The following is a 21,047-nucleotide window of genomic DNA, read 5'->3' on the forward strand; positions in this document are numbered from 1 at the left end:
CTGACAGGCATGGAGGAATCCGAACTGGTCGCCCGGCTGCGGTCGCACGACCCGGCGGTGGGGCTGCGCGCCGTCGGTGCCCTGCACCGGCTCGCGGAGCAGGTCGAGGCCGCCGCAGTAGCCCGCGCTCGAGCCGAAGGCTGGTCCTGGGAACAGATCGGCGACGCCCTCGGCGTCTCGCGCCAGTCCGCCCACGCCAAACACGGGAAGTGAGTTGCGATGTTCGAACGGTTCACGGCGGGTGCCCGCGCTGCGGTGGTGGCGCACGCACCGGCGGAGGCGCGGCGGCGCGGTGACCGGCGCGTCGGCACGGAGCATCTACTCCTCGGCGTGCTCCATGATGCAGAGGCGGCACAGGCACTCGGGGTGGACGTCGCATCGGCGCGGTCGGCGCTCGCTGTCCTGGATGACGCCGCCCTTGCCGCGATCGGCGTGGACGCGCGTGGCGTCGAGCGGGCGACGATCTCTGCACCGTCGAAACGGACGCCCTTCACCTCCGGCGCGAAGGCGGCCCTGTCCCGGGCCGTCGCCGTGGCCAGGCGCGACCCCGCGCGCCGGGTCACCGCGGTCCACCTGCTGGCCGGGCTCCTGGACGGTGACCGCACCGATCCCGCGTCTGACGTGCTGGCCGAGCTCGGCGTGGACCGGGTGACCGCCCGCGCCCGTCTCGCGCCGTAGCCGACGGCGCGACGAAGTCGCACTGCCAGGTCACTGCCTGCCGATCCAGGGGTCCAGCTCATGAGCGGATCGCCGGGTCCTGGCTCCTGGCACACCGTCTGGGCGTTCCCGCCGGTCGGCACATGGCCACATGATCGATGTCGCGTTCGTTCGCAAGAGGGCGGGTGAGCGGTCGGAAGCGCCTCCGTTCGCGACGCTGTTGTGTCCGCTTCCACCCACTGAGAGTCCCGCGGCGTCCGTGCCGCCGTGGAGTTCGGAGTTCCGGCAGTGCTTTTCGACGTGACCCGCAGCGGACTCGCCGACATCTTCGGCGAGGACCGGATCGCGACCCTGCCCGCCACCGCCTTCGCGCCCTCCACCGGGGACACCGGGGGCGCACGGCTCCTGCAGACCGTCGGCGTCCCCACCGGGACGCTCCAGTTGCGTGAGCCCGACGAGGACACCGGCCGGCTGCCCCTCGTCGAGGACGTCATCGACCCCGAGGACTTCGAGGGGGTCTCGACGGACGCGGGCGAGTGGCCCGTCATCGGCTGGCTGCTCAACGCCCACCTCGCCCTCGACCCCGGTTCCGGCAGGGTGCACGCCTTCGACGCCGACGCGGAGACCGTGCAGGAACTCCATGCGGACGTCTCCTCCCTCGTCCAGGTCACCCTCCGGTTCCAGCGCCTGCTCGACGAGTTCACCTTCAGCGGCGGCGACGAGGAAGCCGGGTTCGAGCGTCTGGAGCGTGAGGTGGAGCGTATCCGTCTGGAGACGAGCAGTGTCGACCCGCTCCCCTTCCAGGACGACGAGACGGTCTGGTGGGTGGTCGGCGAGGAGATCGCCGCGGGCCGGCGCTTCAAGGGCGGGAGCCCGGGAGCCCGCTCGCTCTACGGGTGATCGCCGCCCGAAGCGGCATCGCTCCGCTTGTCGGCGAGCCGGACGGCGTTCCTCAGTTCTCCGTGCTGAGGCGATCGGCCTGGGCGCGGCCCACTTCGGCGGCTCGGTGCAGGTAGTCGGCGATGACGTCCAGTTCGGCGTCCTCGTACCTGTCCAGCACCTCGGTGAACGCCCGGCCCGGCTGCTCCCAGGCCGCACTGATCCTTTCCCGCGCCGAGGGCGCCAGGGCGACGAGCGCGCGCCTGCGATCGGCGGGGTCCGGGCGTCGTTCCACCAGGCCCGCCTTCTCCAGCCGATCCACCAGACGTGTGGCGGAGCCGGGAGTCAGGCCGGTGAGCCGCGCGATCTCGCCGGTGCTGACCGGCCCGGACTCCAGGTCGAGCAGCGCCACGCACTGCAGGTCGGTGGAGTGGATCCGCAGGTGGTCGGCCAACGCCTGATTGAACAGCACGTACGCCGCGTAGTGCCGTTGGCTCTCGTCCATGATCCGCTTCAGTGATTCGGCTCGATTTGACACCCGACCGTCCCATGCCTCACATTGTTTGCGTCACACAACTTTTGCGTGACGCACCTTGTGTGTCACGCTCACACCCTACCCTCCGCCGCACCCGGGAGGGGACGTGCTCGGCCGGGCGACGTTCCTCTGACCGACATCGTGCTCGGCGGAGCGGCGTTCCTCGCCGTGGCCAGACTCCTTTCGCCGGCCTTGCGTGTGGCGGGGAGCGGAGCGGACCTCTCATCTTCCGAGGCCCTCATGGCCCGGTCCCCATCATCAGAAAGGCATGTCCCGACATGACCATCCTCGTCACCGGCGCTCGTGGCGCCGTGGCCACCGCGCTCATCGACCTCCTGCGACAGCGCGGCCTGCCGGTCCGCCCCGCGTCGAGCCGTCCGAGCGACCCGTCGATCGCCACCTGCGACCTCACCGACCCGGCCACCTTCCCGGCCGCCCTGGCCGGCGTCAGCTCGGTCTTCCTGTACGCCGAGCCGTCGTACGTCGACGCCTTCGTGAAGGAGGCCATCACCGCCGGAGTGGAGCACATCGTGCTGCTCTCGTCCTCCGCCGTGCTCGCTTCGGACGCTGAGACCAACCCGCTGGCCAAAACCCACCTGGACGTCGAACACGCCCTGACCGTCGCCCCCGTCCGCAGCACGCTGCTCCGTCCCGGTGCTTTCGCCGGTAACGCCCTCGCCTGGGCCTGGCCCATCAAGGCCGGCGCCCCGGTGAGCCTGCCGTACCCGGGGTCGTACAACGATCCCCTCCACGAGACCGACCTCGCCGAGGCGGCGGCCACCGTCCTCACCGATCCCGCTCTGGGCGGCCGGGTCTACACCCTGACCGGCCCGGAGTCGATCACGTGCGCGGCGCAGATCGACGTTCTCAGCCGGGTGATCGGCCGGGACATCGCCATCCGGAAGGTCACCCGCGAGGAGTGGAAGACGGAGATGGCCGACTACGTGTCCGGGCCCGTCGCCGACGCGCTGCTGGACTGGCAGCAGTCGAACGACGGCGTCCCGACCGAGATCACCAGGGACCTGGAGCGCCTGATCGGGCGACCCGGCCGGACGTTCGCCACCTGGGCGCGCGAGCACGCGGCCGCCTTCCAGCCCTGACCTGCGCACGGGGCGTCCACCGGCTCCGCCGCCGGCCGGCGGGCGCCACGTCGCGGAACGGGATCAGTCAGTGATCGTCCTGCGGCGGGTCCCGCCGTGGCCTTCGTCAGAGCCGGCACCGCTCAGATCAGGCCCAGCGCCAGCATGGCGTCGGCGACCCGGCGGAAGCCGTCGATGTTGGCGCCGGCCACGTAGTTGCCGGGCAGGCCGTACTCCTCGGCGGTCTGCAGGCAGCGGGCGTGGATGTCCTGCATGATCTCCCGCAGCCGGCGCTCGGAGAACTCGAACGACCACGAGTCGCGGCTGGCGTTCTGCTGCATCTCCAGGGCGCTGGTCGCCACGCCGCCCGCGTTGGCCGCCTTGCCCGGCCCGAAGGCGACACCGGCCTCCAGGAACACCTTGATGGCCTCCGGCATGGTCGGCATGTTCGCGCCCTCGCCGACCGCGATGCAGCCGTTGTCCACCAGGAACGCGGCGTCGCGGGCGGTGATCTCGTTCTGCGTCGCGGACGGCATCGCCACCTCGCACGCCACCTCCCACACGCTGCGGCCGGGCACGAAGGTGACGTGCTCGCCGCGGCGGGCCGCGTACGTCTCCAGCCGGCCGCGCTCGACCTGCTTGATCTGCTTGAGCAGCGCCACGTCGATGCCCTTGTCGTCGAGCACGTAGCCGGAGGAGTCGGAGCAGGCCACGACCAGGCCGCCGAGCTGCTCGATCTTCTCGATGGTGTAGATCGCGACGTTGCCGGAGCCGGACACCACGACCCGCTTGCCGTCGAACGACGTTCCGCGCGCCTTCAGCATCTCCTCGACGAAGAACGTGCACCCGTAACCGGTGGCCTCGGTGCGTACCTGGGCGCCGCCGTACACGAGGCCCTTGCCGGTGATCACGCCGGACTCGTAGCGGTTGGTGATGCGCTTGTACTGGCCGAACAGGTAGCCGATCTCCCGGCCGCCGACACCGATGTCACCGGCCGGCACGTCGGTGTACTCGCCGATGTGCCGGTAGAGCTCCGTCATGAAGCTCTGGCAGAAGGCCATCACCTCGCGGTCGGAACGGCCCTTGGGGTCGAAGTCCGACCCGCCCTTGCCGCCGCCGATCGGCAAGCCCGTCAGCCCGTTCTTGAAGATCTGCTCGAACCCCAGGAACTTGACGATGCCCAGGTAGACCGACGGATGGAAGCGCAACCCACCCTTGTACGGGCCCAACGCGCTGTTGAACTCCACCCGGAAGCCACGGTTGATCTGCACCTCGCCGCGGTCGTCCAGCCAGGGCACCCGGAAGATGATCTGCCGCTCGGGTTCGCAGATGCGCTCGATGATCTTCGATTCGGCGTATTCGGGATGCTTGCCGAGAACCGGGCCGATGCTCTCGAGCACCTCGCGCACCGCCTGGTGGAACTCGATCTCCCCAGGGTTGCGGCGCAGGACGTTGTCGTAGATCGACGACAGTTTCTCGTGCAACATGTGCTCCCTACCTCACTGGTGCAATCGTCCTCACTTTACGGTCAGGCCTGTTGTGAGAAGAATGCGGCCCGGAGGGGTCTGCCGAGGTCAGCCCCGCCCGTCAGCGACGCGCGAGCCGGCACGTCAGGCGGGAGCCGTGCCGAGCCAGCGGTGGTAGGCGCCGACGTCGACGTTGCTGCCGCACACGATGGTGACCACGTGCCGGCCGGCGAAGCGGTCACGGTCCTCGAGGATCGCCGCGATGCCGAGCGCGGCCGACGGTTCGACGACGAGGCCGGCGTGGTGGAGGAGCATCCGCATCCCGGCGATGATCGATGACTCCTGGACCAGGACGGCGTCGTCGGCGACCAGGAGGAGGTCGTCCAGGACGGCCGGGATGGGACACCGTCCGGCGACGCCGTCAGCGATGGTGTCGGTCGAGTCGGTGGTGACGACGCGCCGTTGGCGCCACGAGTGCGTCATCGCCGGCGCGCCCAGCGGCTGGACGCAGATCACCTCGACGTCGGGCGCCAAGGCCTTCACCACATGACCCACCCCGGTGGCCAGCGCCCCGCCGCCCAGAGCGATCAGGACGGCGTCGAACGACCGCCCGGTGTCCACCAGTTCCAGGCCGATGGTCGCCGCGCCCTCGCAGGTCTCGATGTCCAGGCTGTCTTCGACCAGCCGGATGCCGTCGTGCCGTGCCATGGCCGCCGCCCGCTCGCGAGCCATGTCGAAGTCGCCGTCCACCAGCTCCAACCTGGCGTCCAACGCGCGGATGCGATCCAGCTTCGCCGCAGGCGCGAAGCGGGACGCCACGACGGTGACGTCGAGCCCCCGGCCGCGACCGGACCACGCGAGGGCTTGGCCGAGGTTGCCCGCGCTGGCGCACACCACTGCTCGCGGGCCCTTGTCAGCGAGCAGGCTCGCGACCACCTCGGTGCCGCGGCCCTTGAAGCTGCGGACCGGGTTCGCCGTTTCGAGCTTGATGCTCACCGCGCACCCGAGGTCGGGCTCCAGCGCCTCGCAGCGGTACAGCGGAGTGTCGAGGAACACCGGGTCGATCACCCGGCGAGCCGCCCGGATCCGATGCGTGTCGAGGCGCGTCTCCTGCACGAGGCGGCAGCCTAGCAGCCGGTGCCGGCTGCGGAGACGGGGTGCTGCGGGCCTGCCACGGCGGTCAGGCGGGTGCGGTGAAGTAGGCGGCGCTCTCGGCGTCCGTCGGGTAGTACGACTCGATCGCGACCTCGTCCAGGGTGATGTCCATCGGAGTGCCGAACGTGGTGGTCGTCGAGAAGAGCCGCAGCTCCCGTCCGCCGAAGCGGAAGACCATCGGGATGGCGACCTCGGACTCGACCGGCCGGCTCGCCTCCTCCGCATGGGGAGCCAGGAACTCCTCGTAGAGCGCGGTGAGCTCGGGGTCGGGAGCCGCGGCGAGTTGCCGTGCGATCCGGACACGCAGCAGCGCCCGCACCTGCGCCAGGTTGACGATGTGCGGAGCCAGCCCACGCGGGTCCAGCCCCAGCCGCACCATGTTGATCGGCGGGACCAGCAGGTCGGCGGCCACCCCGGTGAGGAACGGGTCGAGGGCGCGATTGCTCATCACGATGTTCCACCGGCTGTCCACGGCCAGCGCCGGATACGGCTCATGCGCCCGCAGCACCCGTTCGATCGCATCCCGGGCCGCGGACAGCGCCTCCTGATCGAGCGGCCGCTCGGCATAGCGGGGCGCGAAGCCGGCGGCCAGCAGCAGCCGATTGCGCTCACGCAACGGCACGTCCAGCTGCTCGGCCAGCCGCAGGATCATCCCGGCGCTCGGACGTGACTTGCCGGTCTCCACCAGGCTGACGTGACGAGCCGACACCTCGGCGGCGATCGCGAGGTCCAACTGGCTGAGCCGCCGGCGATGCCGCCACTGCCGCAGCAGTTCCCCCACCGTGTGCATGGACGTCGATGCTACTCATCGCCCGGCCGGACGCCATGAAATCGGATGTCATCGACAACCGTCCCGGACGGTGGGAACACTGCTGCCCGTGACTACGCAGAACGTGACCCAGGACAACAAGAGGATCGTCCAGCAAGCGCTGACGGCACTGGTGGCGACCGGCGACGTCGACGCGCTCGCGCCACTGCTGAGCGACGACTTCCTTCACCACCGGCCCGACGCCACCTCCAGGACGAAGCCGGAATGGCTCGCCGCTGTGGGCGTCGCGCTCGTCCACCTCGCCGACATGCAGGTCGAGATCCAGCACGTGCTGGCCGACGGCGATCACGTCGTGCTGCATTCCCGGCGCCGGCTGCCCGGTGGCGGGCCGGAGATCGCGGTCGTCGACATCTGGCGGCTCGACGACGGTCTGATCGTCGAGGCATGGGAGATCATCGAGCCGGTCTCCCGGGCGGCCGCCAACCTGACCTGGTGGGAGATCCGCTGATCCCTGACCCGGCCACGAACCGGGCCCCGTGACCGTGAACGCCGGGGGCATCGGGGACGGCCCGATGCCCGACGGGCCGGCCCGCCGTCCTGCAGGGTGTCCGCAGACCTCCACCTTCCGGCGCGCGTGGTGTCCGACGGCCGCTGTGGTCCGGGTCCCACGCCGCTGACCCAGCTGTCCGGATCACGTTATGGGGGACGGCGCTCCTGCGGGTGATCTACGCTGATCAACTGTCGTACAGGGCAAGACGGGCGAGGCGGCATGACATCTGCGCAACCTGGTCACACGGTCGGCGGACGCTATCGGCTGATCTCGGTACTGGGGTCGGGTGGGTTCGGGAGGGTCTGGCGCGCCCATGACGAGGTGCTGGACATCGACGTGGCGATCAAAGAGCTGCAACTGGTGCCCGGAATGTCACAGACGGAGCAGGACAAGCGGCTGGAGCGCACCGCGCGGGAGGCGCGCAACGCCGTTCGGCTGCGGGCACACGAGAATGTCGTGGCCATTCACGACATCGTCTCGGACGGCCTGCCCTGGATCGTGATGGAGCTGGTCGACGGCCAATCGCTGCACGAGCACCTCGAGACGCACGGGCCGTTGCCGGTGGACAGGGTCGCGCAGATCGCCGCCGGGCTGTTGAAGGCCGTCGGCGCGGCGCACCAGACCGGCATCGTGCACCGCGACATCAAGCCGGCCAACGTCATGCTCGCCGGCGACGGCAAGGTCCTGCTCACCGACTTCGGGATCGCACTCCACACCACCGACACCACCCTGACCACCGCCGGGATGCTCATCGGCTCGCCCGAGTACATGGCGCCGGAACGGTTGCGCGGCATCGACGGGCTCCCCGCCAGCGACCTGTTCTCCCTGGGCGCGACCCTCTACCAGGCCGTCGAGGGTGTCTCCCCGTTCCGCCGCAACACCCAGCCGGCCGCGCTGACCGCGGTCCTGCTGGAAGAGCCCCCACCGCCGCGACGAGCGGGCCGGCTCGCGCCGCTCATCACCCGGCTGCTCGACAAGGACCCCGGCAACAGGCCGACCGTCGAGCAGGCGCTGGCCCTGCTCGGCGAACACCGACCGGGCCGCGACCGCGTACGGGACGCCACCAGGATCCTCCCGCCCGAGGAGACCCGTCCGAAGGCGTGGCAGCACAAAGGCGTCGCGGTGATGATGGCGATCATCTTCGCGCTCGCTCTCCTCGGCTGCACCGACCTCGGCATCGCGTGGGACAGGATGGAGCGTGAGATCGACCATGGTGACATGGACGACGCCGTTCTGACCGCTGTCATCTTCGACGTCGGGCTGGTCGGCTTGCTGTGCGCGCAGGTCGCCCGCTTCGTACCGCCGGTCGCCGGCAGGACCGTCGCCGTCGTCGCGGGTATCGCCGGGTGCCTCATCGGGGGTGGCGCCGCAGCTCTCGCCATGGACGGCGTGGGTGTCGTCGCCACCTTGTTCACCAGCCGGGGGGACAGCGTCCTGGGGGAGATCCCGCCGTTCGTGATCGCCGGCTTCGCGCTCATCGCGGGAGGCTGGGCCTGGGAGTCGCGCAAGTCCCGGCGCTCCAGTCCCGAACCGGCGCCGAAACCCTAGACTCCGTCCGGGTGGATCCGCGGCACAATCCCTCGCCGAGCTTTCACCCCGCTCCGAGGACGCGACCAGGACCAGCTCCGGCTGTCGACAAGCGCTGCGCGCGCCCAGAAGCGCATTCCACTTGCCCTCGTGTGCCGCCGCTCGAGGATCAGGCGCGACGGCCGTTCCGTCCCGCCCGACGATCCCCGGCAGGAGCCGTGATGGTCACGGGAATCCCTGAAGGAGCCTGGGCTCCCGTGATACGTCGTAGTTCGGTCTCGCCTGAACGTACCTGGCTGGTTTGCGGGACGATGCCGGCGTCGGCCATCAGGCGGTTCACGTCGCGGCGCTGGTTGGGCAGGACAAGGGTGACGACGCTGCCGGACTCGCCGGCGCGGGCGGTGCGGCCGCCGCGGTGCAGGTAGTCCTTGTGGTCGCCCGGCGGGTCGACGTTGACGACGAGGTCGAGATTGTCGACGTGGATGCCGCGGGCCGCGACGTTGGTGGCCACCAGCACCGTGACGTGGCCGTCCTTGAACTGTGCGAGGGTGCGGGTGCGCTGGGGTTGGGACTTGCCCCCGTGCAGCGCGGCAGCCCGTACGCCGCTTTTCAGTAGCTTTTCGGTGAGCCGATCCACGGCGTGCTTGGTGTCCAGGAACATGATCACCCGGCCGTCACGAGCCGCGATCTCCACAGTGGTGGCCTGCTTGTCGGAGCCCTCGACGTGCAGCAGGTGGTGCTCCATCGTGGTGACCGCACCCGCCGAGGGGTCAACCGAATGGACCACCGGGTCGGTCAGGTAGCGGCGGACGAGGAGGTCGACGTTGCGGTCGAGTGTGGCGGAGAACAGCATCCGCTGGCCCCCCGGGCGCACCTGGTCGAGCAGGTGGGTGATCTGAGGCATGAAGCCCATGTCGGCCATCTGGTCGGCCTCGTCCAGCACGGTGATGCCGACCTGATCCAGGCGGCAGTCGCCGCGCTCGATGAGATCCCTGAGCCGTCCCGGGGTCGCAACGACGACCTCGGCGCCACCGCGCAGCGCATTGGCCTGCTTGCCCATCGACATACCGCCGACGACGGTGGCCAGCCGCAGTTTCAGTGACCGGGCGTACGGGGTGAGCGCGTCGGTGACCTGCTGGGCCAGCTCCCGGGTGGGAACGAGGATCAGGGCCAGCGGTTGCCGCGATTGGGCACGCTGTCCGGAGGTGCGGACGAGCAGCGCCAGGCCGAAGGCGAGTGTCTTGCCCGACCCGGTGCGCCCCCGGCCGAGGACATCCCGGCCAGCCAGGGAGTTCGGCAGCGTGGCCGCCTGGATCGGGAACGGCTCTTTCACACCGAGGCCGGCGAGCATCTTCATGAGCGCGGGCGGCATGTTCAGTTCAGCGAATGTCGCGGCTGCGGGCAGGGCCGGGGTGACAGTGACCGGCAGTGCGAATTCTCCCTGCGGTGCGGCCGAACGCCGCCCGTAACGACCGGAACGGTTGGGGGTGTCTGAGCGGCCCCGAGCCGGCGAGCCGAATCGGTCGCCCCTGCCGGGGTTGGCGGAACCGCCCGTACGGGCGGGGGAGTAGCGGTCGTGCGCGCGAGTAGCGTGGTTCATGCAGAACCTTCCTCGATGCGGCACGTGTCAAGTGTTTCTCGACGCGATGAACGGCGTGAAGAACAGCGAGCACGAGCCGAAGAAAAGACGAACCGAGCCGGCGGGAAACGGCCTGGCACCGGGCGTCGATAATGGTCGGCACTCGCCGGCGAGAACGGCGGCTGCGATGCCGGTCAGAGGGCTGGAGCGGACTCGTGCCCGAACTGGAGCCATCGGTGGTCCATCCGGCGTGCGGCGGAAGGACGGCTGTGCTCGCGGTTTGTGAGGCCGTCACGGCACATCGGGTGCCGCACGAGCGACGCGGGGGGCCTGCGCCCTTCGGCGCGGGCCCCACCTGCGTGGTGCGTCAGTGTCAGGCGGAAACGATGTTCTCGGCCTGCGGGCCCTTCTGGCCCTGGGTGACATCGAAGGCCACCTTCTGGCCCTCGTGCAGCTCGCGGTAGCCGCCCTGAGAGACGATGTTGGAGTAGTGGGCGAAGACGTCGGCGCCGCCGCCGTCCTGCTCGATGAAGCCGAAGCCCTTTTCCGCGTTGAACCACTTCACGGTGCCAGAAGCCATGTTGATCTCCTCTTGATAGGTGCAAAGCCGAAGTCCGCGTCGGACGGACTCCGCGTCGCCGCGATAGAGGCCCACACCCGGAGAAGACCGGAAAACAAAAATGCACCTGAGGCTACATACCGTCAGGTGCACACAAGTTCTTATGGGTACCAAAACTGCAACAGGATTCAACCTAGCACACATTCAGGCGTGCTGTGCATGCCCAGTCCCCGTCCCTTGTTCAGAATGGCGGCGGGCCGGGGACCACGCTGCCGTTCTCAGTGCCCGGCCGGGTGGCCGCGTGCCTCATTGATGCGCAGCGCTTCGGCGAGCTGGTCCTCCAAAATGATGATCCGGCAGGCGGCTTCGACGGGTGTGCCCTGGTCGACGAGTTCGCGGGCTCGGGCGGCGAGGCGTAGCTGGTAGCGGGAGTAGCGGCGGTGGCCGCCGCTGGAGCGTCGCGGTTCGATCAGCTTGGCGGCGCCCAGAGCGCGCAGGAACGTAGGAGTGACCCCGACCATCTCCGCGGCCGCGCCCATGCTGTAGGCGGGGTAGTCCTCATCGTCGAATCGCTCTTCGGCGCTGCCTGCAGCCCCGGCGGGAGCCTGGTTGTCAGCGCCGACTCGGGAAACTTGATCCATAGATGCCTTTCCTCACGCGAACAGGGGGCCCCGACGCCTGTTGCGCCGGGGCCCCGAAGAGGTTCAACACCATCTACCGGCCATCCGGCCGGCCTACTGTTTTCCGCACCCGCCGTACTGCGCGGCGGTGATGCGGGGATCGCGGATGCGTGACCGTAGACCACCCCTCAATCCTGTGGAACTGCGGTACCCGAGCGGCGAGACTCAGCCGGCAACGGGCGATCCTGATGGCGTTCAACACTCCCTTCATCTCTTTCCGGACCACTGTCCGGCTTCACCTTCGGCAGCGCGTCCACGATCAGGACCCTGACTGTTGCGCTGGCCCGTCACGTCCGACCTTCTGCCGTCAACCTTGACTGCATCCTGTTCCGGGCAGTTCGTCGTGGTGCCAGTACTGCTTGCTGCTGCCCGGAGGATCGTTCCTTGTGCTGATAGAAACACTAGCCCCATCGACCCCGAATGTCTACTACGGCCACTACAGATTTTCTGGCTCGGATACGGCAACCCGCGACCGCGTCTCCTTCGGGCAGAGCTCGCCTCAGCAACCTCGCACCCGAACAAGTCCCGCCGCTGACAACCCTGTGCTCACCCAGGCACGTCAGCGAGCTGCGCAGATGCGAGAGGAACGTGGCTGGTCGCGCGATGTCCTCGCCGCCGTCGAACGGACCTTGGTCCTGCTGCTGGCCGGGCATTCCACTGACGAACCGGTCACCTACGCCCAGCTCGACCGGCTGCGCGGCCGGGGTCGCAGCATCAAGCGGACCGCCGAGATCCTCGCCGAGCTCGGCTTACTTCGCGAGCAGCGTCCCAAGGCGATCTTGGCTTGGATCGACCGGCGCACCAGCACGCTGCCCTTTGGCTTCCAGGCCGACGTCCGCGACTGGCTGAGCTGGCTGCATGCCGGTGACGTTCGCACCCGCCCGCGCTCGGACACCACCTTGTATGTCTACCTGGGAGCCGTCCAGCCGATCCTGGAGAGCTGGGCTCCCACCCGCAGACACCTACGCGAGGTCACGCGCAAGGACGTCCACGCCGCCGTCGAGGCGCTGCGCGGGCGCCGCCTCAGCAACGCCGTCACCGCGCTGAAGTCGCTGTTCCGCTTCGCCACCAAGCATCGGCGGATCTTCACCAACCCCACCACCACCTTCAGCCGGGAGCCCACCCTTACCCCGAGCGCCTGCCGCTGGATGAGCTGACGCTCAAGACCGCCGCCAGTGCCGCCGTCACACCGGCGCTACGCCTGATCGTCGCCCTGGCCGCGATCCATGCCGCTCGCCCTCAGGCGATCCGCCTACTCACCCTCGACGACATCGACCTGCCCAACCGGCGGATCATCCTCGACGGCCTCGCCCGCCCCCTTGACGAGCTGACCCACGACGCCCTGCGCGACTACCTCGCCGAGCGTCGCCGGTGCTGGCCGCACACCGCCAACCCGCACGTCCTGCTCTCCCGGCTCACCGCTGCCGGAGTCGAGCCCGTCAGCACCTACTACCTCAAGCAACACCTGCTTGTCCGGCACCAGGTCCGGCTCGACGATCTACGCGCCGACCGCGTTCTGGAGGAGGCGCTCAACCGGGGCCCGGACGCGCTCCATCTCGCTGTGGTCTTCGGCATCGAGGAGAGCACCGCCATCCGCTACGCCGAACAGGCACGCCGACTCATCAACGATGATCAGCACGAGAACGACAACAAGATCAATTGATAGGAAGATGTGGCGGCGGGACAGGTTTTGACCTGCGGCACGGCACCTGGGTCCGGACGGTTTCGAGCGGAGTCGTTCAGGTCTTGTTGTCGGCCGGGTCAGGCGTCGCTCGGGCCTGGCTGCCAGCCGATGTTCTGGGCCCAGGTGTCGGCACGCCGCACGATGTCCCAGACGAAGGGCTCCTTAGCAGAGACGTATTGTTGCCGGTCGTCGCGAACCTGGTTCGCGCATCGTCGCTTCGCCTGCGCGAACTCGGCTGCGGCGGCGGGGTGGGCGCGCAGGTAGTCGCGGAACAGCAGGGGCAGTTGCTGGGAGAAGCTGCCGAGCTCACGCACGTGAATATGGGTACGGCGGCTGCCTGGCGCCTCCCGGAAGTATCGCTTGGTCAACTCCGGGTTGTTCGCTCGATGCACCAAGCCGAGTCGCTCTAGCGGTGCCTTGTAGACGGCCAGCGGCTCCAGCGAGCGTACCGAGATTTGGATGTCGATGACCGGCTTGGCAGCCAGGCCGGGCACCGACGTCGAGCCGATGTGATCGACCCGCAGTGCGACGTCACCGAGCGCCCCGCGCAACGCTGTCCCGATCGCGGCGAACTCCGTCTGCCACGCCGGGTCATGATCCACGATCTCGATTGGGTCTCCCATGCTCCGATTGTCCACGGTGTGAGGCCATCTTCGCGCCGAGACGATCAAAGACGAGGCGGAATCCCAACCGAACCTGGACAGCGACACGAACACCGGACAACTTCAACAACTGCAACCGACAGAAGAAGCCACATGAGGAACGAACGAATACCCGACAGTTCAAACTGAGGAGTCTTCAGAAGCAATGAACTTTCGGACCAGTCGGCGCTCAGGGATCGTTCCGCACCTAGACTCACCTGGCAGCGTGCCAAGGCGCCCGGGACGGTGTGAACGGGTCACGGAAATCCGGTTGGAATGTGCGGGGTCGGGCCCCTAGCTTGGCGCGGTGACGACTCAAACGATCGTGCTGAACGGCGGATCCAGTTCGGGCAAGTCCGGGATCGTCCGGTGCCTGCAGGCGATCCTGCCGGATCCGTGGCTCGCCCTCGGTGTCGACACCCTGGTCGACGCGATGCCCGCCGCCATGCAGGCGTCGGAGGCCGGGATCGACTTCACCCCTGACGGCCAGGTCAAGGTCGGGCCGGACTTCGTGGCCCTGGACGCGGCGTGGGCGGAGGGGGTCGCCGCGATGGCCCGCGCGGGCGCTCGGGTCATCGTGGATGACGTGTTCCTCGGTGGAGCGGCGTCCCAGCAGCGGTGGCAGAAGGCTCTTGCCGGGCTGGAGGTGCTGTGGGTCGGGGTGAGGTGCGACAGCGCGGTCGCCGCCGGTCGGGAGATCGCCCGGGGCGACCGCATCAGGGGGATGGCGGCGTCGCAGGCGGACGTGGTTCACGAGGGCGTGCTCTACGACCTGGTGGTGGACACCACGCGCGCCGAGTCCTTGGCGTGCGCGCACGAGATCGCCACCGCGGTTTCATCCCGGGAGGCGCGGCGACGGCGACGCGGAAGTCCGGCACGTCTTCGTAGCGGATGACCGGGTCCTCCGGGCGCTTCCAGCGATCGAATGCGAGCTCCGCGTGATCCCTACGCCTCCGTCATGGGGAAGTCCTGCGCCGGTACGCCCTCCGTTCCGTAGTTCCGTGACTGGGCGTCCATGCCTGCGTACAGCACCGTGCCCATGATGCCGACGAGCGCGGTGTGCAGGGCCACGACCGTCAGGGTCAGCTTGCGCCCGATGGCCTCCTGGAGCGACAGGGCGGTGACGGGATTGATCGGATACCACATGCGGACCAGCGCCAGGGCGAACAGCTCGGCCGCGGTCAGCGCGAAGGCCAGGTCGTGCATGTGGTTGAGGGTCTGCACCGCCTGCGCCAGGTCGTAGGCGTGCGCGACGGCGCGGTCGGAGAGCTGGATGCCCGCGGTCATGAAAGCCCGCAGCTTCTTGTCGGCCGCTTCCATGGCGTCGCCGCTCCACGCCGCGGCCAGGGCCTCTCTGCCCGAGGGGTCGCCGCCGCCGAACAGCTCGTCCAGTCCCCGCGCGATCTCCGCCCAGTAGGAGACGTGCGAGTCGAGCTCACGGTCGCTGAGGACGAGTGCGCTCATCCAGAGCGCCGCCCCCATGGCCGCCGTGAACGACATGCCCGCGGCGGCCTTGAGCACCGCGGCGGTACGGCTGCTCTGCAGCGCGGCGCGCGACTTGATGGCCTGGGCTCTGAGCTGCTCCGCCTGCTTCTTCTCCGACCAGGTGCCTTTCTCGGCCTCATTGACCTTCTGGTTGGCGTAGTAGACCTCGTCGTGGTCGCTGAACCACGAGATGTACTTGCGCTTGGCCATCATGTCGTCCAGCTTGAGCGTCGCCAGGCCGCCGCCGGCCGCGCCGAAGAGCAGCGACATCTGCTGCCACTCCCTGCCGCCGCCGGGCGGCGGGAACAACGGGTTGGCACTCGAGTACGAGCCGCTGCCCTGCAGGAGCTTGGGGTCGAGGGACTCGCCGCCGTCCCGCAGCGCCAGCATCGCGCGGACGCCCGCGTGCTCGGCCTGGGCGTAGCCGTCCTTGTTGGCGGTGATGACCGCCGCCATGGCGGAGGCCGACCGCGCGCCGTCCGTCAGGCGTTCGCGGAAACCGGTGAAGCCCCTGTTGTACCGCATGCGGGCCGCCTCGCCGACCAGCCCGAGGGCGCCCACCGGCAACTCGGACGCCGCGTCTATGTCAATAGTCGTCCCGTCGCCGAGCTCCAGCAGGGCCAGCAGATCTTCGGTGGTGTGCTGGAGATTGACGGCCGAACGATCGAACCCGGCGCCCTGTACGTGGAGAGTTTTGTCTGTCACGGCACTACCGTCCCTGCCTCGGTCCTGATCGCGATCAACGGTAGCGGGATGACGGGTCATCTGTTCGCGTATGGGGCAATTCGGCTCCCGGCCAGGGGCCGCAGGATCAGCACTGCGAGGGGATGCAGGTGAAGGGGTTCTCGGGCGGGGTGGCCCGCCAGTCGGTGGGGGGCCACGCCGGAGCCGTGGTGGTGGGCGCGGGGGCCTGCGTCCTGGCGGGCTCGCTGCTGGGCGGGGGCGCCGAGGTCGTCCTGCGGTGTTCCTGGGCCGTCGGCGGGCTCACCGGGCTCCGGGTGCGGACCGGTCGGCTGGTCGGCGCCGGCGTCTTCGGGCGGGACGTCGGCACGGAGGTCGGGGGAGAGGTTCCCCGTTCGGCCTGCCGGGTCTGCGCCGACACCGTGGCGGGGGTGGTGAGGAGCGCGCTGGACGGAGCGGGCGAGCGGGACGTCGAGAGGCCCTCGGGGGGCGACCCCACCGGGGCGTCGCCCCTGTCGAGCAGGACGGCGCCGGTGACGAGCAGCGCCGCCGTCGCGGTGCCGGCGATCGTGGCGATCACCGTGCGGTGCCTCCTGCGTGCCGGTGGACGCGCGGGGAGCGAGGTCAGCCTGGTGACGAGGTCGTGGGCGGTGGGCCGCTTGGCCGGGTTCTTGGACAGGCTGGCGGTGACGAGCCGGAGCAGCGTCCCGTCGAGCCCGGAGATCACCGGTTTGCCGTTGACGATGCGGTTGATCACCGCGGGGGTGGAGTCCGCGCCGAACGCGGGCCGGCCCGAGGCGGCGAACACCATGGTCACGCCCCAGGCGAAGATGTCGGCCGCCTCCGTCACCGGCTCCCCGCCGAGCTGTTCAGGCGCCAGGTAGGACGGCGTCCCCATCAGCGGCCCGGTGGATGCCGTGCCCGGCGCGTCGAGGGCGCGCGAGATGCCGAAGTCGATCACGACGGGACCCTCCGGCCCCATCAGGATGTTCGCGGGCTTGAAGTCGCGGTGCTGCACGCCGGCACGGTGGATGGCGGCCAGCGCGGTGGCGGTGCTGATCGCCAGCCGGTCGAGGGCGGCGCCGCGGCGCGGGCCCTCGGTGGTGACGAGATGGCGCAGCGAGGGGCCGGGGACGTACTCGCTGACGATGTACGGCCGGTGGCCGGCGAGGTCGGCGTGGAGCACCGGGGCGGTGGAGAACCTGGCCACGCGCTGCGCGATCTCCACCTCGCGCAGGAAACGGTGCCGCGCGTCCGGGTCGGTCAGCAGGCCGTGGTGCAGGAGCTTGACGGCCACGTGCTCGCCGGACGCGGTCCGGCCCAGGTAGACGACGCCCTGGCCGCCCTCCCCGAGGCGGCCGACGATGTCGTACGGGCCCAGTCGCCGCGGATCGTCCTCCACCAACGGCTGGCTCACGCGCGACCCCCGAACGCATCGACAGGCAGGGCGACAAGCTATCAGCGTGGCTGTCGGGATGTCTCGTACTCGCGATCAAGGGCATCTCACGGACCGGCGGCGGCCACGTCCGCCAGGTACGCGGCGACGCGTGCGGCCCAGGGCGCGGCCTCGGCGTCGAGTTCGGCGGCGAGCGCGTGCCAGCGGGCGGGGTTCGCGGCGTCGGCCACGACGGCCCGTCGGGGGGCCAGCCGGTCGAGCAGGCCGGGGGGCCGCGGCAGCAGCGTGGCCGTGAGGTGGCCGGGGTCGCGCCACGCGTCCGGCAGGGGCTCCTCGTCGAGGAGCGCGGGCGGGATGAGAAGGGCCTCGCCCGCGAAGCGGTCGCCGGTCGTGTCGCCCGCGGCGCGGAAGCGCGCCGCCAGGGCCCGCGCGTGGCGGACGGGGCCGTTCATGAGCGGCGAGCCGGCGACGTGGAGCCCGGCCACGAGGGCGCTGTAGTGGGCGTCGAGCTCGCACACGTGTCCGTGGACCGCCCGCAGGCCGGGAGCCGGCCGTTCGGTGACCCACCGGAGCACGAGGGCGACACAGTGGAGCATGCCGGCGGCCCTGGTCAGCGCCATGAACCAGGTGTCGAAGCCGTCGGCCCGCCGGGCCTCCTCCAGCAGGGCGAAGGTGCGTTCGACCAGCATCCTCACCGAAGGTGACGCCCGGGGCGGCAGAGCGGCGGGCGCCGGCTCGGTCAGCGGAGCGGTGGTCCAGGCGTGGGCGGTGTCCGGCAGGTGGCCGCCGAAGAGGACCCTGGCCAGCGCCTCGCCGGTGTCGGCCTGTGCCGACGCCCACAACAGCAGGGTGATGGCCCGCGAGGCGCCCGTGACGTCACGGCACAGGCCCGTCGTGACCACGTCCACGACATAGCCGACGGCGGACGCCGGCCCATCCGTCCGCGCCGCGTGCCACAGGGCCGCTCTCAGCAGCCGCGCGGACTCCAGCGCGCTGCTGTTGCCGCGCACGTCGTCACCGGCGGCGCGCCAGGACTCGCTGAGCGTCTCGTGCACGTCCCAGCGGGCCAGCAGGTCGGTCAGCCAGACCGACGGGAGATAGCCGGGCCGGCGGGCCAGGTGCCCGCTCAGCTCTGCCTCGTCGCCCGGCCTCGCCAAGCGCAGGAAGGGGGCGTCCATCGACGGGTGGAAGCGCAGGCCGACGGCGTCCTCCAGGCCCATGGCCAACCGGAGGACCACCGTGTGCCGGGCGCGCCGGTCCTCGAACCGGACCTTGAACCGGGGCAGGCCGAGCGTGGCGGCGCAGGCGCCGGCGAACAGCGTCTCCTTCGTCAGGCCGGCGAGCACCTCGACGAGCACCTCGGTTCCGGGCGGCGTCCGCCGGACCTGCCACGCCGTGGGGATCACCCGAACAGTCCGATCGTCCCGACGATGTCGCCGTAGTTCTCCCTGGCCGTGCGGAAGCCCTCGATCAGCCACTCGCGCATGGGCCGCCGGTCGGTCCGTTCGTAGGCCAGGCCGCGACGGGTCCACTGCACCCCGAGGTCGTCGAGGAACCTCCCCGGCTTGCCCGTCGCCGCGAGGTGGCCCATCTCGGCGAACACCTCGCGCAGGTGCAGGCGCACCTCGCGCTCGGACTCCAGGTGCCCGAGCGGCAGGTAGACCCCGTCGGTGTCCTCGGCGACGTCCCGGAAGACGACCAGGCCCGGCAGCGGCGGAACCCGTGAGCCGCCGAAGAGGGTCCGCACCATCCGGTGCGCCGGATCCACCCCCACGCCGATCTCCGCCCCGTGGCCGAAGGCGGTCGTGCCGACGGGCACCGCGATGGGGGCGGGCCGGTCCAGGACGAACAGGACGAGGACGTCGGGCCCGCTGTCGTCGGCCATGGTGCCGGAGCGCACGTAGTCGACGATCGGCGGGTCGCCGGCCGGGTGGAAGGCCAGGAAGCAGCAGACGGGGGAGTGCTCGCGGAACCGGCGCAGGGTCTCGGGCCGCAGGAGGGCCGACAGGTCCTTGATCTGCCCGACGTCGAACCTGTACGCAGCGGTCGCCTCTTCCAGAATGGCCTGCAGCGAGATGACCAGCATGCCGAGAACTGTAACGCGGTGTAGCCGGTCTCGCGCGGAAAGTGGCGCTTTCGTGCCCTCGGAGCCTGTCCGGGCGGCACGTCGGGCGGATGTGGGAGGATCCGGCGGGTGCGAACCAGAGGGGCGTTGCTGGTGGCGGGCACCACGTCCGACGCGGGCAAGAGCGTGGTGACGGCCGGGATCTGCCGATGGCTGGCCCGCCGGGGCGTGCGGGTGGCGCCGTTCAAGGCCCAGAACATGTCGCTGAACTCCTACGTCACCGCCGGCGGCGCCGAGATCGGCCGCGCCCAGGCCGTCCAGGCGCAGGCGGCGGGTCTCGAACCGGCCGCCGACATGAACCCGATCCTGCTCAAGCCCGGCAGCGACCGCCGCAGCCAGGTCGTGCTGCTCGGGCAGCCGGTCGCCGACGTGGACGCGATGGAGTACGGCGAGCTCAGGTCACTGCTGCGGGAGACGGCGCTGGAGTCGTTCGGCAGGCTGCGGGACGCGTACGACGTGGTGGTGTGCGAAGGGGCGGGCAGCCCGGCCGAGATCAACCTGCGCCGGGGCGACATCGCGAACATGGGCCTCGCGCGGGCCGCGAACCTGCCGGTCGTCGTGGTGGGCGACATCGACAGGGGAGGGGTGTTCGCGGCCTTCTACGGCACGGTCGGGCTGCTGGACGCAGCCGACCAATCGCTTATTTCAGGATTTGTGGTGAACAAGTTCCGGGGCGCGAAGGAGCTCCTCGAACCCGGGCTCGCCATGCTGCGCTCGGTCACCGGCCGGGAGGTGTACGGCGTGCTGCCGTGGCTCGACGGGCTGTGGCTGGACGTCGAGGACTCCCTGGCCCTGGACGGCCGCTCCGTCGCCGTGGGCGAGCCGCACGGCAGGCAGACGCTGCGCGTGGCCGTGGTGCGGCTGCCGCGGATCTCCAACTTCACCGACCTCGACGCGCTGGCGGCGGAGCCGGGCGTGGTGGTGCGGTTCGTGCGCGGGCCGGGCGAGCTGGACGACGCCGACCTGGTCGTGCTGCCCGGGTCGCGGGCCACGGTGGACGACCTGGCCTGGCTGCGGCGTACGGGCCTGGCGACCGCGCTCGCCGCACGGCAGGGGCCGATCCTGGGCGTCTGCGGCGGCTTCCAGATGCTCGGGCGGGAGATCGTCGACGAGGTCGAGTCGGGGGCGGGCCGGGTCGAGGGGCTGGGACTGCTGCCGGTCCGGGTGGAGTTCGCCGCCGCCAAGACGCTGGCCCGGCCGTCCGGCCGCGCCTACGGGCACCCGGTCACGGCGTACGAGATCCACCACGGCGTCGCCACCGTCGAGGGCGGCGAGCCGTTCCTGGACGGCTGCCGCGTCGCGAACGTCTGGGGCACCACCTGGCACGGAGCCCTGGAGAACGACGCCTTCCGCCGCGCCTTCCTGGCCGACGTGGCGGCGCGGGCCGGACGGGACTTCACGCCCGCTCCCGGCACGGACTTCGCCCGGCTGCGGGAGGACCGCCTCGACGCCCTCGGCGACCTGGTGGAACGACACCTCGACACGGACGCGCTGCTGCGCCTCATCGAGCACGGCCCGCCCGCCGTGCCCGTCCTCCCGCCCGGCGCGCCCGGTGTGCCCGGCGCGTCCGGTGTGCCGGGAGTGCCCGCGGCCGGGTAGC

22 protein-coding genes are annotated in these 21,047 nt (G+C 70.4%); 9 read left to right on the plus strand and 13 right to left on the minus strand.

Features of this window, described 5'->3' with window-relative positions; genetic code table 11:
• Nucleotides 1-9 precede the first annotated feature (9 nt).
• From CXR44_RS18085 to CXR44_RS18095, 3 genes are all read left to right on the plus strand, one after another.
• On the plus strand, nucleotides 10-213 hold the full coding sequence (locus CXR44_RS18085; protein WP_101787230.1) for a helix-turn-helix domain-containing protein: 204 nt from the start codon (nucleotides 10-12) through the stop codon (nucleotides 211-213).
• Between the two features lie 6 nt (nucleotides 214-219).
• Nucleotides 220-678 (plus strand): Clp protease N-terminal domain-containing protein, encoded by a 459-nt coding sequence (locus tag CXR44_RS18090; RefSeq protein WP_101787231.1) that lies wholly within the window; start codon nucleotides 220-222, stop codon nucleotides 676-678.
• Nucleotides 679-945: 267 nt separating this feature from the next.
• On the plus strand, nucleotides 946-1,557 hold the full coding sequence (locus CXR44_RS18095) for an SUKH-4 family immunity protein (protein WP_101787232.1): 612 nt from the start codon (nucleotides 946-948) through the stop codon (nucleotides 1,555-1,557).
• Nucleotides 1,558-1,609: 52 nt separating this feature from the next.
• Here CXR44_RS18095 and CXR44_RS18100 read toward each other — a convergent pair whose 3' ends face one another.
• Nucleotides 1,610-2,041 carry a MarR family winged helix-turn-helix transcriptional regulator gene (locus tag CXR44_RS18100; RefSeq protein WP_101787233.1) on the minus strand — a complete coding sequence of 144 codons (432 nt, stop codon included), beginning with the start codon at nucleotides 2,039-2,041 and terminating at the stop codon, nucleotides 1,610-1,612.
• Between the two features lie 308 nt (nucleotides 2,042-2,349).
• Between CXR44_RS18100 and CXR44_RS18105 the strand changes: the two genes are divergently transcribed.
• Entirely contained in the window at nucleotides 2,350-3,171 is an 822-nt protein-coding gene (locus CXR44_RS18105) for an NAD(P)H-binding protein (protein WP_101787234.1), read from the plus strand.
• Between the two features lie 122 nt (nucleotides 3,172-3,293).
• Here the strand turns inward: CXR44_RS18105 and gdhA are convergent, their stop codons facing one another.
• The 3 genes from gdhA to CXR44_RS18120 form a co-directional block, all read right to left on the minus strand.
• Nucleotides 3,294-4,637, minus strand: a complete 1,344-nt coding sequence (gene gdhA, locus CXR44_RS18110; RefSeq protein ID WP_101787235.1) for an NADP-specific glutamate dehydrogenase — start codon at nucleotides 4,635-4,637, stop codon at nucleotides 3,294-3,296.
• Nucleotides 4,638-4,760: 123 nt separating this feature from the next.
• Nucleotides 4,761-5,732, minus strand: coding sequence for a threonine ammonia-lyase (locus CXR44_RS18115; protein WP_101787236.1), 972 nt, complete (start codon nucleotides 5,730-5,732; stop codon nucleotides 4,761-4,763).
• A gap of 64 nt (nucleotides 5,733-5,796) precedes the next feature.
• On the minus strand, nucleotides 5,797-6,561 hold the full coding sequence (locus CXR44_RS18120; protein WP_101787237.1) for a helix-turn-helix domain-containing protein: 765 nt from the start codon (nucleotides 6,559-6,561) through the stop codon (nucleotides 5,797-5,799).
• A gap of 88 nt (nucleotides 6,562-6,649) precedes the next feature.
• On the opposite strand from CXR44_RS18120, the gene CXR44_RS18125 reads away from it, so the two are divergent.
• Nucleotides 6,650-7,048 carry a nuclear transport factor 2 family protein gene (locus CXR44_RS18125; protein ID WP_245899245.1) on the plus strand — a complete coding sequence of 133 codons (399 nt, stop codon included), beginning with the start codon at nucleotides 6,650-6,652 and terminating at the stop codon, nucleotides 7,046-7,048.
• Between the two features lie 261 nt (nucleotides 7,049-7,309).
• On the plus strand, nucleotides 7,310-8,638 hold the full coding sequence (locus tag CXR44_RS18130) for a serine/threonine-protein kinase (protein ID WP_101787238.1): 1,329 nt from the start codon (nucleotides 7,310-7,312) through the stop codon (nucleotides 8,636-8,638).
• A gap of 148 nt (nucleotides 8,639-8,786) precedes the next feature.
• Here the strand turns inward: CXR44_RS18130 and CXR44_RS18135 are convergent, their stop codons facing one another.
• From CXR44_RS18135 to CXR44_RS18145, 3 genes are all read right to left on the minus strand, one after another.
• Nucleotides 8,787-10,217, minus strand: a complete 1,431-nt coding sequence (locus tag CXR44_RS18135) for a DEAD/DEAH box helicase (RefSeq protein ID WP_101787239.1) — start codon at nucleotides 10,215-10,217, stop codon at nucleotides 8,787-8,789.
• 352 nt (nucleotides 10,218-10,569) lie between these two features.
• Nucleotides 10,570-10,776: a cold-shock protein gene (locus CXR44_RS18140; protein ID WP_101787240.1), complete on the minus strand. Its 207-nt coding sequence runs from the start codon at nucleotides 10,774-10,776 to the stop codon at nucleotides 10,570-10,572.
• Between the two features lie 257 nt (nucleotides 10,777-11,033).
• Nucleotides 11,034-11,294 (minus strand): helix-turn-helix domain-containing protein, encoded by a 261-nt coding sequence (locus tag CXR44_RS18145; RefSeq protein WP_245899258.1) that lies wholly within the window; start codon nucleotides 11,292-11,294, stop codon nucleotides 11,034-11,036.
• A 716-nt stretch (nucleotides 11,295-12,010) separates the two neighbouring features.
• On the opposite strand from CXR44_RS18145, the gene CXR44_RS18150 reads away from it, so the two are divergent.
• Nucleotides 12,011-12,592, plus strand: coding sequence for a hypothetical protein (locus CXR44_RS18150; RefSeq protein WP_101787242.1), 582 nt, complete (start codon nucleotides 12,011-12,013; stop codon nucleotides 12,590-12,592).
• Between the two features lie 95 nt (nucleotides 12,593-12,687).
• Here CXR44_RS18150 and CXR44_RS18155 read toward each other — a convergent pair whose 3' ends face one another.
• Together CXR44_RS18155 and CXR44_RS18160 are read right to left on the minus strand one after the other, a co-directional pair.
• Nucleotides 12,688-12,915 (minus strand): hypothetical protein, encoded by a 228-nt coding sequence (locus CXR44_RS18155; RefSeq protein WP_101787243.1) that lies wholly within the window; start codon nucleotides 12,913-12,915, stop codon nucleotides 12,688-12,690.
• Between the two features lie 281 nt (nucleotides 12,916-13,196).
• Entirely contained in the window at nucleotides 13,197-13,742 is a 546-nt protein-coding gene (locus tag CXR44_RS18160; protein WP_101787244.1) for a GrpB family protein, read from the minus strand.
• A 325-nt stretch (nucleotides 13,743-14,067) separates the two neighbouring features.
• Here CXR44_RS18160 and cpt point away from each other — a divergent pair, with 325 nt between their 5' ends.
• On the plus strand, nucleotides 14,068-14,655 hold the full coding sequence (gene cpt / locus CXR44_RS18165) for a chloramphenicol phosphotransferase CPT (RefSeq protein ID WP_101787245.1): 588 nt from the start codon (nucleotides 14,068-14,070) through the stop codon (nucleotides 14,653-14,655).
• Between the two features lie 50 nt (nucleotides 14,656-14,705).
• Here the strand turns inward: cpt and CXR44_RS18170 are convergent, their stop codons facing one another.
• From CXR44_RS18170 to CXR44_RS18185, 4 genes are all read right to left on the minus strand, one after another.
• Nucleotides 14,706-15,950: a hypothetical protein gene (locus CXR44_RS18170; protein WP_144069998.1), complete on the minus strand. Its 1,245-nt coding sequence runs from the start codon at nucleotides 15,948-15,950 to the stop codon at nucleotides 14,706-14,708.
• 106 nt (nucleotides 15,951-16,056) lie between these two features.
• Nucleotides 16,057-17,343 (minus strand): serine/threonine-protein kinase, encoded by a 1,287-nt coding sequence (locus CXR44_RS40990; RefSeq protein ID WP_245899246.1) that lies wholly within the window; start codon nucleotides 17,341-17,343, stop codon nucleotides 16,057-16,059.
• An 86-nt stretch (nucleotides 17,344-17,429) separates the two neighbouring features.
• Entirely contained in the window at nucleotides 17,430-18,728 is a 1,299-nt protein-coding gene (locus CXR44_RS18180) for a hypothetical protein (RefSeq protein ID WP_101787247.1), read from the minus strand.
• Nucleotides 18,725-19,408, minus strand: coding sequence for a hypothetical protein (locus CXR44_RS18185; RefSeq protein WP_101787248.1), 684 nt, complete (start codon nucleotides 19,406-19,408; stop codon nucleotides 18,725-18,727). The genes CXR44_RS18180 and CXR44_RS18185 overlap by 4 nt, the downstream gene beginning before the upstream one ends.
• 108 nt (nucleotides 19,409-19,516) lie before the next feature.
• On the opposite strand from CXR44_RS18185, the gene CXR44_RS18190 reads away from it, so the two are divergent.
• The gene (locus CXR44_RS18190; RefSeq protein ID WP_101787249.1) at nucleotides 19,517-21,046 is read left to right on the plus strand and encodes a cobyric acid synthase; all 1,530 of its coding nucleotides are present in this window, start codon (nucleotides 19,517-19,519) and stop codon (nucleotides 21,044-21,046) included.
• The last annotated feature ends 1 nt before the right edge of the window (nucleotide 21,047 follow it).

Origin of the sequence: Nonomuraea indica (assembly GCF_002850745.1) — a bacterium.
In the GTDB taxonomy this organism is placed as follows: domain Bacteria; phylum Actinomycetota; class Actinomycetes; order Streptosporangiales; family Streptosporangiaceae; genus Nonomuraea; species Nonomuraea indica.

Coding starts and splice junctions, on each gene's coding strand:
- CXR44_RS18085 (WP_101787230.1), top strand. CDS start 10: ATGGAGGAATCCGAACTGGTCGCCCGGCTGCGGTCGCACGACCCGGCG.
- CXR44_RS18090 (WP_101787231.1), top strand. CDS start 220: ATGTTCGAACGGTTCACGGCGGGTGCCCGCGCTGCGGTGGTGGCGCAC.
- CXR44_RS18100 (WP_101787233.1), bottom strand. CDS start 2,041: ATGGACGAGAGCCAACGGCACTACGCGGCGTACGTGCTGTTCAATCAG.
- CXR44_RS18105 (WP_101787234.1), top strand. CDS start 2,350: ATGACCATCCTCGTCACCGGCGCTCGTGGCGCCGTGGCCACCGCGCTC.
- gdhA (WP_101787235.1), bottom strand. CDS start 4,637: ATGTTGCACGAGAAACTGTCGTCGATCTACGACAACGTCCTGCGCCGC.
- CXR44_RS18120 (WP_101787237.1), bottom strand. CDS start 6,561: ATGCACACGGTGGGGGAACTGCTGCGGCAGTGGCGGCATCGCCGGCGG.
- CXR44_RS18130 (WP_101787238.1), top strand. CDS start 7,310: ATGACATCTGCGCAACCTGGTCACACGGTCGGCGGACGCTATCGGCTG.
- CXR44_RS18135 (WP_101787239.1), bottom strand. CDS start 10,217: ATGAACCACGCTACTCGCGCGCACGACCGCTACTCCCCCGCCCGTACG.
- CXR44_RS18140 (WP_101787240.1), bottom strand. CDS start 10,776: ATGGCTTCTGGCACCGTGAAGTGGTTCAACGCGGAAAAGGGCTTCGGC.
- CXR44_RS18145 (WP_245899258.1), bottom strand. CDS start 11,294: ATGGGCGCGGCCGCGGAGATGGTCGGGGTCACTCCTACGTTCCTGCGC.
- CXR44_RS18150 (WP_101787242.1), top strand. CDS start 12,011: ATGCGAGAGGAACGTGGCTGGTCGCGCGATGTCCTCGCCGCCGTCGAA.
- CXR44_RS18160 (WP_101787244.1), bottom strand. CDS start 13,742: ATGGGAGACCCAATCGAGATCGTGGATCATGACCCGGCGTGGCAGACG.
- CXR44_RS18185 (WP_101787248.1), bottom strand. CDS start 19,408: ATGCTGGTCATCTCGCTGCAGGCCATTCTGGAAGAGGCGACCGCTGCG.